Consider the following 11,500-nt stretch of genomic DNA (forward strand, 5'->3'; position numbering starts at 1 on the left):
CGCCGAGTGCCCGAGCGCCGACGGGAGTACGGGATCCTCGAACGGCAGCCCTTTCGTGTACCGCTCCACCTCGTCCAGCGCCTGATCGGCCATCCGGTGGATCTCGACGCCCAGCGAGCCCGCGACATGGGGCGTCAGCAGCACGTTCGGCAGGTCGTACAACGGCGAGTCGGGCGGCGGCAGTTCGGGATCCGTCACATCCAGCACCGCGTCGAGCCGCCCGGAGACCAGCTGCGGCAGCAGCGCCGCCTCGTCGACCAGCGAGCCGCGCGCGGTGTTGATCAGCGTCGCCCCGTCCGGCATCGCCGCCAGCTCGGCGGCGCCGATCATGTGGCGGGTGGCCGGGACCTGCGGCGCGTGGACCGACACCACCTGGGAGCGCTCGCACAGTTCGTCCAGGGGGACCAGCTCGACGCCGAGAGCCGCCGCCTCGGCGGTGTCCACGTACGGGTCGTACAGCAGGACGCGCAGGTCGAACGGCCGCAGCAGCTCGATCACCCGTCGGCCGATCCGGGACGCGCCGACGATGCCGACCGTACGGCGGTAGTTGCCCGCCCGGCCCAGCTCCTGGTGCCAGTCGTGGGCGGCGCGGGTCTCCCGGTAGCGGTGCGCGGAGCCGAGGACCCGCTTTCCGGAGAAGAGGATCGCGGCCAGCGTGTACTCGGCGACGGGCAGGGCGTTGGCCGCAGCCGCCGACGTGACCGAGATGCCCCGCTCCCAACAGGCTTCCGTGATGTGGTGCTTGACGCTGCCCGCGGCGTGCACGACCGCGCGCAGCTTCGGCGCGGCTGCCAGGACTTCGGCGGTGAGCGGGGGCGCGCCCCAGCAGGTGACGAGCAGTTCGGCCTCCGCGAGCGCGGCGACGACGGCGGGGTCGGGATCCGGGCCGGTGAGGCGGTGCGCGACGAGACGGGGATCGGTGCGTACGAGGCCGGTCAGCCGGGCGAGATGTCCGGGGGCGAACAGCCGTTCCGCGATGCCCGGACCCATCGAGAGCAGCGCGGACGGCCGATTGTCAGAGGCGTCGTGCATGGTGGAAGTCGGTCTCCTGTACGGCGGGGGCAGGCGATGGCCGTGATACTTCGAGCAGCGCTGAGCGAAGTCAAGAGCGAAAGATTGATTGATCGAAAGATGATCGGACCAGGCGGAGGTGGGCCGGCCCCCGCGCGGCCAGGGCCTCCACGTCCCGCCGCGCGGTGACGGTCGCGACCCCCAACCGCTCGGCGAGTTGGACACCCGTACGGTGCCGCGCTCACGGACCAGACCGAGCAACCGGTCATGACGTTCGGCGGCACCTTCACGCACGGTGGGAGGACACTGGTGCGCGGTGATCGAACGACGTAAGACTCCGATCATTCGATCACCGCGACGGCCCGCGAGCCCGCCACCCCGCGCTACTTCGGCCCGTACTTCCGCCCGGTCTTCGCCGTGAGCCCGCCCAGCAACCCCCGCGGCGCCAGCTTCACCGCGCCCATCAGCGCCTTGTACCTGGGGTCCGGGATCGACACCACCTTGCCGCGCGCCAGGTCCGACAGCGCCGCCGACACCAGCTTGTCCGCGTCCAGCCACATCCAGTTGGGGATGTTGTCCGTCCCCATCCCCGCCCGCGAGTGGAACTCCGTCCGCGTGAAGCCGGGGCACAGCACCATCAGCCGCACACCGCTCCCCGTCAGATCGCGCGCGACCCCCTGGGTGAACTGCACCACCCACGCCTTCGACGCCCCGTACGTGCCCCGCGGAACGAACGCCGCCACCGACGACACGTTCACCACCCCGCCCCGCCCGCGTTCCCTCATCCCGGTGACCGCCGCCGACGTCAGCCGGAGCACCGCCTCGCAGTGCACCTTCAGCATCGTCAGTTCGTCGCCCATCGAGACGTCGAGGAACCGGCCCTTGTTCCCGAACCCCGCGTTGTTGACCAGCAGATCGATCGGGTGCGTACGGTCGCCGAGACGCTTCTCGACCGCCGCGATGCCCTCGTCCGTCGCCAGGTCGGCGGTCAGCACCTCCGCCTCGATGCCGTGCAGGTCATGGAGTTCGGTGGCCTGGTGCTGGAGGCGTTCGGTGTCGCGGGCGACCAGCACCAGGTTGTGGCCGCTTCCCACGCCGACGGACTGGGAGGTCCCGCCCGCCGCCAGCCGCCGCGCGAACGCCGCACCGATCCCCGCTGTCGCGCCCGTAATCAAAGCAGTCGTCATAAGGCCGCACGTTAGACCGTCGCGCGCCCCTCGCGAGCCCCCGTCCGGTCACCGGAAGCGCCCTGCGCCCCGTCGGGCGTGGCCTGATCGCCGACGCCGCCGTCCCCGTGTTTCGCCACGTACTCCCGCGCCGTCCTCAACTCCTCCGCGTGCAGGGCCTCCCCGGCGGCCAGCATCCGCGGCAGCAGCTCACGCTCGGTCGTCACGGCCCGGAACGCGAGCGCCACCGTCACGTCGTGATCGGGCCGGTGCACGATCTCGACCGGATCACCCGCACGGATCTCGCCGGGCACCAGGACCCGGAAGTACGCACCGGTGACGCCCTGTTGGGTGAAGCGCCGGACCCAGCCGCGCTCGCCGAGCCAGCCGCCGAACGTACGGCACGGGATCCGGCCGCTGGTCGCCTCCAGCACCAGATCCGGACCGACCCGCCAACGCTCCCCGATCTTCGTCCCGTTCAGGTCGAGTCCGGACGTCGTCAGGTTCTCGCCGAAGCTGCCGTTGGCCAGCGGACGGCCCAACTCCCGCTCCCAGAAGTCCAGATCCTCGCGCGCGTACACATACACGGCCTGGTCGCTGCCGCCGTGATGGCGCAGATCACAGACCGTGTCCCCGGCCAGACCGCTGGCGCCGACGCCCTTCGGGCCGGGATCGCGCACCGCGACCGGGCCGTCCACCGGCCGCTTGTCGATGCCGGTGGCGCCGCCGGGCGCGTCCGAGTACTCGACGGTCTTGGGCCGCCCCACATTCACGGTCAGAAGCTTCATGTCCGGCACGGTAACCCCCCGCCGTCGGCCCGCGCCTCTCAAATGACCGGCTCCGAATTTCTCGTCGCCCCCAAGCGTCCCTTATGTTTGAAGGGTGATCGAAGCCCGTCATCTCCGTGTCCTGCGCGCCGTCGCCGCCACCGGCTCGTTCTCCGCCGCCGCGCGTGAGCTGGGCTGCACCCAGCCGGCCGTCAGCCAGCAGATGAAGATCCTCGAAGCCTCGGTCGGTACGACCCTGCTGATCAGAACCAGCCGCGAGATGCGCCTCACCCAGGCCGGCGAGGTCCTCGTCCGGCACGCGACGGGCATCCTGTCGGGGCTCACCGCCGCCGAGGAGGAGGTCGCGGCCATCGCGGGCCTGCGCGCCGGGCGGGTGCGGCTCGTCTCGTTCCCGAGCGGCAGCTCCACCCTGGTCCCCGCCGCACTGGCCGCCCTGCGCGCCGCCCACCCGGGCACCCGCGTCTCGCTGGTCGACGCCGAACCTCCACGCTCCGTCGAGATGCTGCGCGACGGCGACTGCGACGTCGCGCTGGCGTTCCGCTACGACTCGGTCCACGACGACTCCACGGCCGACTCCGCGCGCGACTCCACCGGCGGCGCCGCCGAGGAGTGGGGCGACCTCGTCGTACGGCCCCTGCTCAGCGACCGGCTGGTGGGGCTGCTTCCCGAGGGTCACCGGCTGGCCGGCGCCGACACCGTCTCCATCGCGGACCTCGCCGACGAGTCCTGGATCGCCGGCTGCCCGCGCTGCCGCCGCCAACTGGTGGACGCCTGCGAGAAGGCGGGCTTCACCCCCCGTATCGACTTCGCGACCGACGACTACCCGGCGGTGATCGGCCTGGTGGGGGCGGGACTCGGCGTCGCGTTCCTGCCGGAGCTGGCCATGGAGTCGGTGCTGCCGAAGGCCGCCCGCACGGTCACCGTCGAACCCGCCGTCCGGCGCGAGATCGTCGCGCTCACGCTGCCCGATCTCGCGCGGGTCCCGGCGGTGGCGGCGACGCTGGACCAGCTGGAGCGCGCCGCGGCCCGCTGACGCCTCGCACCCGTTCACCGATCGGTGAACGGGTGCGGTAAATGCAGGAACGTTTCTTCGAATGTTCGTCGCAGGTCAGGCGCGGCCCGACCCGTTGGCCCCCGAGGTCGCGATCAGCCGGGTGCGCGCCCGCCCCATCAGCTCCTCGCGTTCGTCCTCCGTCAGCCCGCCCCACACGCCGTACGGCTCTCGTACCGCCATCGCGTGGGCCGCGCACTGCGCGCGGACCGGGCATCTCATGCAGACCTCTTTCGCCGAGGTTTCGCGTGCGCTGCGTGCGGCACCCCTCTCTCCCTCCGGGTGAAAGAACAGTGAACTGTCGACGCCGCGACAGGCCGCGAGGAGCTGCCAGTCCCACAGATCTGCGTTCGGTCCGGGAAGCCGGGAGAAATCTGCCATTGCTCATGTCCCCTTGATCCGTGGAGGCGGATACGGGCCGCTAGGGCGTGAGATGCGCCCCAGGGCGCCGGGTACGAGCCCGGCGCGCTGATCGCACCGTGCTCACGACCGTACATCTCCTGTGTAAGTAGATGTAAATATGACTCATTGCGAATGTAGCCACAGACACCAGCAAAAGCGAAGAAATGGAGCTAAATGGGGCATAGCTCAGAGTGATCGAAGGGCTGCCCGCGAGGCTCTGCTCTGTGTGCGCCTCCTCACGTAGAGTGCCGAAGGCGGTTCCGGACCCGTAACTCTTTCGAGTGACCGTCGTTGAGTGGTCGAGGCGGTTGAAGGAAGAAGCGATCGGGCACATGTCCGATGGCGTCAATCGCACAGGTGACCACATGTACTCAGCCTGGAGGCTCAACGTGACGCGCATCAGCTGCGGAGGGCGGCCATGACATCCGTCCTCGTCTGCGACGACTCCCCGCTTGCCCGAGAGGCGCTGCGCCGCGCGGTTGCGACCGTGCCCGGCGTCGAGCGCGTGACGACCGCGGCCAACGGTGAGGAAGTTCTCCGCCGCTGGGGCGCCGACCGCTCGGACCTGATTCTGATGGACGTACGCATGCCCGGTCTGGGCGGCGTCGAGACCGTTCGCCGACTGCTGTCCGCCGATCCGGGCGCCCGGATCATCATGCTCACGGTCGCCGAGGATCTGGACGGTGTCGCGCTCGCGGTCGCCGCCGGTGCCCGCGGCTATCTGCACAAGGACGCGTCCCGCGCCGAGTTGCGCGCGACGGTCACCCAGGCGCTCGCCGACCCGACCTGGCGGCTCGCCCCGCGCCGGCTCAGGTCGGCCGAGATGGGCGCGGCCCCCACGCTCACCGCGCGGGAGATCCAGGTGCTCGAAGGCATGAGCCACGGCCGGTCGAACGCGGAGATCGGGCGCGAGCTGTTCCTGTCCGAGGACACGGTCAAGACGCACGCCCGGCGGCTGTTCAAAAAGCTCGGCGCGTCCGACCGGGCACATGCCGTGGCCCTCGGATTCCGCTGGGGCCTGGTCCGTTAGCCGCTGGTCGGACCCGTGCGGACGGCTCGTCCGGACAGTCGTGGAACCCCGTCTGCCGTGCGGCGGGCGGGGCGGCGGAGAGGGTGACCGGTGCCCGTACGCCACAGTTTCCCGCCCGATGCCGCATCCTTGAGTTGTGGAGTTCCTCGGGGACGAGTCGGGCGAGCGGAAGGTGAGGGCGCAGGAGATGAGTGCCGGCGCACCTACTCATAACGCTTCGGTGCACAACTATGAACGCGGTGCCACGGATCAGCAGCCGCCGAGGCACCATGGTCCGATGCGCGATGACGAGACCACGGTGATCGGTGCGCTCGTACACCGTGCCGTCGACGGGGACGGGCAGGCGACGCACGATCTCCTGGCCCATGTGCACCCCCTCGCGCTGCGCTACTGCCGCACCCGGCTGAACCGACTGCCGGGTGACGCCCGCCACTTCGTGGAGGACCTCGCCCAAGAGGTCTGCGTCGCCGTTCTCATGGCGCTGCCGCGCTACAGGGACACCGGCAGGCCCTTCGAAGCCTTCGTCTTCGCCATCGCCGCGCACAAGGTCGCCGATCTCCAGCGGGCCGCCATGCGGCACCCGGGCTCGACGGCGGTGCCCTCGGACGAGATGCCCGAGCGGCCCGACGACTCCCTCGGCCCGGAGGAGCGGGCGCTGCTCAGCAGCGACGCCGAGTGGGCGAAGAAGCTCCTCGCCAACCTCCCGGACAACCAGCGCGAGCTGCTCGTGCTGCGGGTCGCCGTGGGGCTCACCGCCGAGGAGACCGGTCAGATGCTGGGGATGTCGCCCGGCGCCGTACGGGTCGCGCAGCACCGCGCGCTCAGCAGACTGCGGGCGCTGGCCGAGCAGTAACCGGTAACCGGCCGGCGACCGGCGGTGGTCGGGCCGTGACCGGGGGGCACAGCGCGGCGCGGGGGTATGGAAAGCGTGGAATTCGACGCCCCCGGTTCCCGTTAGCATGGGCATCCGCACCGATCAAGGCCATTGGGGAAGGTGTCATGACTGCAAACGTCGACGGAGTGCCCGAGAAGTTCGCGACGCTCGGGCTGACATACGACGACGTGCTGCTGCTGCCCGGCGCCTCGGAAGTCCTCCCGAACCAGGTGGACACCACGTCCCTGGTGTCCCGGAACGTCAGGGTGAACCTCCCCCTGCTCTCCGCCGCGATGGACAAGGTCACCGAGGCCCGCATGGCGATCGCCATGGCACGGCAGGGTGGCGTCGGCGTGCTGCACCGCAATCTCTCCATCGCCGACCAGGCCAACCAGGTCGACCTCGTGAAGCGCTCCGAGTCCGGCATGGTCACCGACCCGATCACGGTCCGCCCCGACGCGACGCTCGGCGAGGCGGACGAGCTGTGCGCCAAGTTCCGCATCAGCGGCGTCCCGGTCACCGACGCCGCGGGCAAGCTCCTCGGCATCGTCACCAACCGCGACATGGCCTTCGAGTCGGACCGCGCGCGTCAGGTGCGCGAGGTCATGACCCCGATGCCGCTGGTCACCGGCAAGGTCGGCATCTCCGGCGTGGACGCCATGGAGCTGCTGCGCCGCCACAAGATCGAGAAGCTGCCGCTCGTCGACGACAAGGGCGTTCTCAAGGGCCTCATCACCGTCAAGGACTTCGTCAAGGCCGAGAAGTACCCGAACGCGGCCAAGGACGCCGAGGGCCGGCTGCTCGTCGGCGCGGCCGTCGGTGCCAGCCCCGAGGCGCTGGAGCGGTCCCAGGCGCTGGTCGCGGCCGGGGTGGACTTCCTGGTCGTGGACACCTCGCACGGGCACAACAGCAACGCGCTGAGCTGGATGTCCAAGATCAAGTCGAGCGTTCCGGTGGACGTCATCGGCGGGAACGTGGCCACCCGCGACGGCGCCCAGGCGCTGATCGACGCCGGTGTGGACGGTGTGAAGGTCGGCGTCGGACCCGGCTCGATCTGTACGACACGGGTGGTCGCCGGCATCGGCGTCCCCCAGGTCACGGCGATCTACGAGGCCGCGGTGGTCTGCCAGGCGGCGGGCGTCCCGGTCATCGGCGACGGCGGCCTCCAGTACTCGGGCGACATCGGCAAGGCCCTCGCGGCCGGCGCGTCCACCGTGATGCTCGGCAGCCTCCTCGCCGGCTGTGAGGAGTCGCCGGGTGAGCTCCAGTTCATCAACGGCAAGCAGTTCAAGTCGTACCGCGGGATGGGATCGCTCGGTGCGATGCAGTCGCGCGGCCAGGGCCGCTCGTACTCGAAGGACCGTTACTTCCAGGGCGAGGTGTCCGCGGACGACAAGCTCGTCCCCGAGGGCATCGAGGGCCAGGTGCCGTACCGTGGCCCGCTGAGCGCCGTGCTGCACCAGCTCATCGGCGGCCTGCGGCAGACCATGGGCTATGTGGGCGCGGCCTCCATCGACGAGATGGAGCGCAAGGGCCGGTTCGTCCGGATCACCGCGGCGGGGCTCAAGGAGAGCCACCCGCACGACATCCAGATGACGGTCGAGGCGCCGAACTACACCGGTCGCTGACAACCCGCTCTCCGGTGAGGGGCGGTCCCGTTCATCTCGGGACCGCCCCTCACCGGTGTGCCGGGCCGGGTCGGGGATACTGAAGGCGCAGACGTAGAGGAAAGGCCACACATCGTGACTGAGATCGAGATCGGCCGCGGCAAGCGCGGACGCCGGGCGTACGCCTTCGACGACATCGCCGTCGTCCCCAGCCGGCGCACCCGCGACCCGAAGGAGGTCTCGATCGCCTGGCAGATCGACGCCTACCGCTTCGAACTGCCGTTCCTGGCCGCCCCCATGGACTCCGTGGTCTCGCCGAGCACGGCGATCCGCATCGGTGAGCTGGGCGGTCTCGGCGTACTCAACCTCGAAGGTCTGTGGACCCGTTACGAGGACCCGCAGCCGCTGCTGGACGAGATCGCCGAGCTGGACGAGGCGACCGCCAACCGCAGGCTCCAGGAGATCTACGCCGCGCCGATCCAGGAAGAGCTGATCGGGCGGCGCATCAAGGAGGTGCGCGACTCGGGCGTGGTCACGGCCGCCGCGCTCTCGCCGCAGCGCACCGCGCAGTTCTCCAAGGCCGTCGTGGACGCCGGCGTGGACATCTTCGTGATCCGTGGCACCACGGTCTCCGCCGAGCATGTCTCGGGCGCCGCCGAGCCGCTGAACCTCAAGCAGTTCATCTACGAGCTGGACGTCCCGGTCATCGTCGGCGGCTGCGCCACGTACACCGCTTCGCTGCACCTGATGCGCACCGGCGCGGCCGGTGTGCTGGTGGGCTTCGGCGGCGGGGCCGCGCACACCACCCGTAACGTGCTGGGCATCCAGGTGCCGATGGCGACGGCGGTCGCGGACGTGGCCGCCGCGCGGCGTGACTACATGGACGAGTCCGGCGGGCGGTACGTGCACGTGATCGCCGACGGCGGTGTGGGCTGGTCCGGCGACCTGCCCAAGGCTGTGGCGTGCGGCGCCGACGCGGTGATGATGGGCTCCCCGCTGGCGCGGGCGAGCGACGCGCCGGGCAAGGGGCACCACTGGGGCATGGAGGCCGTCCACGAGGACGTGCCGCGTGGCAAGTTGGTGGACCTGGGCATCGTCGGGACGACGGAGGAGGTCCTGACCGGGCCCTCGCACAGCCCGGACGGATCGATGAACTTCTTCGGCGCGCTCAAGAGGGCGATGGCGACGACCGGTTACAGCGAGCTCAAGGAGTTCCAGCGTGTCGAGGTGACGGTCGCGGACTCGCAGCACAGCCGCTGACCGTTTCGCCTGGGATGATCGGCGGGTGGCCCGGACCGTACGCGGTCCGGGCCACCCGTTTCACGGTCGGTAGAGTGCGCGCGTGGTGAACCAACGCGAACAGATCCTCGCCGAACTCGGCGTCCGGACGACCATCGTGCCCAAGGTCGAGATCCGGCGACGGGTCGACTTCCTCAAGGACTATCTGCGCTCGACCCCGGCCACGGGCTATGTGCTCGGGATCAGCGGCGGCCAGGACAGCACGCTGGCCGGGCGGCTGTGCCAGCTGGCGAGCGCGGAGCTGCGCGCCGAGGGGCACGAGTGCGTCTTCGTCGCGGTGCGGCTGCCGTACGGCGTACAGGCCGACGAGGACGACGCGCAGATCGCGCTGGAGTTCATCGGGCCCGACCGGTCGATCGCGGTGAACGTCAAGCCGAGCGCGGACGCCGTCGCCGCCGAGTCGGCCCTCGGGCTGCGGGAGCTGCTGGGCGACGAGCCCCGGCTGCGGGATTTCGTACGCGGCAACATAAAGGCCCGCGAGCGCATGGTGATCCAGTACTCGATCGCCGGGCAGCTGGGGCTGCTCGTCGTGGGGACCGACCACGCGGCGGAGGCGGTGACCGGCTTCTTTACCAAGTACGGCGACGGTGGTGTCGACATCACTCCGCTTACCGGGCTGACGAAACGTCAGGGAGCGGCGCTGCTGCGGGAGTTGGGATCACCGCCGAGTGTCTGGGAGAAGGTGCCGACGGCCGACCTGGAGGACGACCGGCCCGCGCTGCCCGACGAGGAGGCGCTCGGTCTGACGTACGCGCAGATCGACGACTATCTGGAGGGCGTCGACGTGACGCCGGAGCTGGCGGCGCGCGTGGAGTCGGTGTACCTCGCGACCCGGCACAAGCGGGCCGTACCGGTCACGCCGCTCGACGACTGGTGGCGGAGCTGAGCACGCCCTGACCGCGTGCGGCGGGTGCGCCGCACGCGATCAGGCGCCGGGTCAGGCCTTCTTGGCGCCCGAGAACGCCGCGAACGCGGCCAGGGCGAGGAAGAGGAACGTCATCACGTCCTTGCTCGCGTTCCACGCGTCGGTCAGCAGGCTGAAGTTGTCGAACAGCATCTCGGTCACCGGCACGCCGAACTCGTCGGCGCCGATGATCGCGATGCCGAAGATCTGCCCCAGGTAGACGGCGGCCAGCGCGAGTACGGCGCTGACGACGGCGAGGATCGGGTTACGGCCGCCGACCTTGCCCGCGACCCAGCCGATGACGAAGCCGACGCCGATCGCGGCGAAGCTGATCTCGCTCTCGATGGCACCGGCGATCCCGCCGTAGATCGCGGCGGCGGCGATCGCGGTCCCCGCCGCGGCGGCGAGCCCGAGGCCCAGGGCGTCACGGACCGGCGGGGCCGGAGGGGCCGGCGCGAAGGGGTTGCCGGGCCCACCGGCGAACGGGTTGCCGGAGCCGGGCGGGACGGGCCCGCCGGGGCCGTTGGCGTACGGGTTGCCGGGCGGCGGAACGGACTGGCTCATAGGAAGGATCCCCCCAAGGAATGCCCACACCGTTGTGCGAGCGCCCTGGACCATAGCAGTCCGCTACGACACCGTCGTAGGCAATTGCCTGACTGCGGAAGGCCGGTGGGCCCGACGTCTCAGAGGCGGTACGCCGCGCCCGCCGGGCTCGCCCCACGGGTGTCGAGCAGCAACTGGGCCTTCACGGCGAGACCTTGGAGGTCGTACGTACGGTGGTGCTGGAGCAGCACCGTCAGGTCCGCGTGCGCCGCTGCCTCGTAAAGAGAGTCGGCGCGGGGGACCGGCTGGTCGCGTACGCGCCAGTCGGGGACGTACGGATCGTGGTAGCTGACGGTCGCGCCCAGGTCGGTCAGCCGGCAGGCGATCTCGGTGGACGGTGAGCCCTCCTGGTCGGCGTGGTCCTGCTTGTAGGTGACGCCCAGGAGCAGGACGCGGGCGCCGCGCGCGGACTTGCCGTGCTCGTTGAGGAGCGCGGCGCAGCGCTGGATCACGTACTGCGGCATCCGCGTGTTGATCTCCTGCGCGAGGCCCACCATCCGCAGCGGGTGGCCCGGGGTGCGGCTCGCGTGCGGGAGGTAGCTGGGGTCCATGGGGACGCCGTGGCCGCCGACGCCGGGGCCGGGGCGGAAGGCCTGGAAGCCGAACGGCTTGGTCTCGGCGCACCGGATGACGTCCCAGAGGTCGACGCCGAGGTCGTGGCAGAGCACGGCCATCTCGTTGACCAGGGCGATGTTGACGTGCCGGAAGTTGGTTTCGAGGAGCCCCACGGTCTCGGCCTCGCGCGGTCCGCGCGCGCGGACCACC

At 70.7% G+C, this 11,500-nt stretch carries 12 protein-coding genes and 1 pseudogene; 6 read left to right on the forward strand and 7 right to left on the reverse strand.

Translation table 11 applies throughout. The annotated features are described in order from the left end of the window. The 4 genes and pseudogenes from BHU15_RS00115 to BHU15_RS00125 all read right to left on the reverse strand — a co-directional run. Positions 1-1,032 (reverse strand): hydroxyacid dehydrogenase (locus BHU15_RS00115; RefSeq protein ID WP_069625257.1); only part of this gene is annotated, 1,032 nt, incomplete at its 3' end. Positions 1,033-1,159: 127 nt separating this feature from the next. Continuing rightward, positions 1,160-1,305, reverse strand: a pseudogene (locus tag BHU15_RS37880) (DeoR family transcriptional regulator); the annotation flags it as partial. Between the two features lie 89 nt (positions 1,306-1,394). Then, positions 1,395-2,198, reverse strand: a complete 804-nt coding sequence (locus BHU15_RS00120; RefSeq protein ID WP_031229989.1) for an SDR family NAD(P)-dependent oxidoreductase — start codon at positions 2,196-2,198, stop codon at positions 1,395-1,397. Positions 2,199-2,209: 11 nt separating this feature from the next. Further along, the gene (locus tag BHU15_RS00125) at positions 2,210-2,965 is read right to left on the reverse strand and encodes an MOSC domain-containing protein (RefSeq protein WP_069625258.1); all 756 of its coding nucleotides are present in this window, start codon (positions 2,963-2,965) and stop codon (positions 2,210-2,212) included. A gap of 94 nt (positions 2,966-3,059) precedes the next feature. On the opposite strand from BHU15_RS00125, the gene BHU15_RS00130 reads away from it, so the two are divergent. Beyond that, complete coding sequence (locus tag BHU15_RS00130; protein ID WP_069625259.1) at positions 3,060-3,998, forward strand: LysR family transcriptional regulator; 939 nt, start codon at positions 3,060-3,062, stop codon at positions 3,996-3,998. Positions 3,999-4,073: 75 nt separating this feature from the next. Here the strand turns inward: BHU15_RS00130 and BHU15_RS00135 are convergent, their stop codons facing one another. Continuing rightward, positions 4,074-4,397 (reverse strand): WhiB family transcriptional regulator, encoded by a 324-nt coding sequence (locus tag BHU15_RS00135; RefSeq protein WP_069625260.1) that lies wholly within the window; start codon positions 4,395-4,397, stop codon positions 4,074-4,076. A gap of 439 nt (positions 4,398-4,836) precedes the next feature. Here BHU15_RS00135 and BHU15_RS00140 point away from each other — a divergent pair, with 439 nt between their 5' ends. From BHU15_RS00140 to nadE, 5 genes are all read left to right on the forward strand, one after another. Then, entirely contained in the window at positions 4,837-5,448 is a 612-nt protein-coding gene (locus BHU15_RS00140) for a response regulator transcription factor (RefSeq protein WP_003948568.1), read from the forward strand. A 277-nt stretch (positions 5,449-5,725) separates the two neighbouring features. Next, positions 5,726-6,301, forward strand: a complete 576-nt coding sequence (locus BHU15_RS00145) for a sigma-70 family RNA polymerase sigma factor (protein ID WP_023539266.1) — start codon at positions 5,726-5,728, stop codon at positions 6,299-6,301. A gap of 146 nt (positions 6,302-6,447) precedes the next feature. Next, positions 6,448-7,950, forward strand: a complete 1,503-nt coding sequence (gene guaB, locus BHU15_RS00150) for an IMP dehydrogenase (RefSeq protein WP_031229985.1) — start codon at positions 6,448-6,450, stop codon at positions 7,948-7,950. Between the two features lie 114 nt (positions 7,951-8,064). Further along, on the forward strand, positions 8,065-9,189 hold the full coding sequence (locus tag BHU15_RS00155; protein ID WP_069625261.1) for a GuaB3 family IMP dehydrogenase-related protein: 1,125 nt from the start codon (positions 8,065-8,067) through the stop codon (positions 9,187-9,189). A gap of 82 nt (positions 9,190-9,271) precedes the next feature. After that, positions 9,272-10,114: an NAD(+) synthase gene (gene nadE, locus BHU15_RS00160; RefSeq protein ID WP_069625262.1), complete on the forward strand. Its 843-nt coding sequence runs from the start codon at positions 9,272-9,274 to the stop codon at positions 10,112-10,114. Positions 10,115-10,165: 51 nt separating this feature from the next. On the opposite strand, the gene BHU15_RS00165 is transcribed toward nadE, so the two are convergent. Then, positions 10,166-10,696, reverse strand: coding sequence for a hypothetical protein (locus BHU15_RS00165; RefSeq protein WP_069625263.1), 531 nt, complete (start codon positions 10,694-10,696; stop codon positions 10,166-10,168). Positions 10,697-10,815: 119 nt separating this feature from the next. Then, positions 10,816-11,500 (reverse strand): UDP binding domain-containing protein (locus BHU15_RS00170; RefSeq protein ID WP_303741119.1); only part of this gene is annotated, 685 nt, incomplete at its 5' end.

The organism is Streptomyces niveus (assembly GCF_001723055.1).
In the GTDB taxonomy this organism is placed as follows: Bacteria; Actinomycetota; Actinomycetes; order Streptomycetales; family Streptomycetaceae; genus Streptomyces; species Streptomyces niveus.

Excerpts from the sequence above, each read along its gene's own strand:
- BHU15_RS00125 (WP_069625258.1), bottom strand. The coding sequence starts at position 2,965 with ATGAAGCTTCTGACCGTGAATGTGGGGCGGCCCAAGACCGTCGAGTAC.
- BHU15_RS00135 (WP_069625260.1), bottom strand. The coding sequence starts at position 4,397 with ATGGCAGATTTCTCCCGGCTTCCCGGACCGAACGCAGATCTGTGGGAC.
- BHU15_RS00165 (WP_069625263.1), bottom strand. The coding sequence starts at position 10,696 with ATGAGCCAGTCCGTTCCGCCGCCCGGCAACCCGTACGCCAACGGCCCC.
- BHU15_RS00140 (WP_003948568.1), top strand. The coding sequence starts at position 4,837 with ATGACATCCGTCCTCGTCTGCGACGACTCCCCGCTTGCCCGAGAGGCG.
- guaB (WP_031229985.1), top strand. The coding sequence starts at position 6,448 with ATGACTGCAAACGTCGACGGAGTGCCCGAGAAGTTCGCGACGCTCGGG.
- BHU15_RS00145 (WP_023539266.1), top strand. The coding sequence starts at position 5,726 with ATGCGCGATGACGAGACCACGGTGATCGGTGCGCTCGTACACCGTGCC.
- BHU15_RS00120 (WP_031229989.1), bottom strand. The coding sequence starts at position 2,198 with ATGACGACTGCTTTGATTACGGGCGCGACAGCGGGGATCGGTGCGGCG.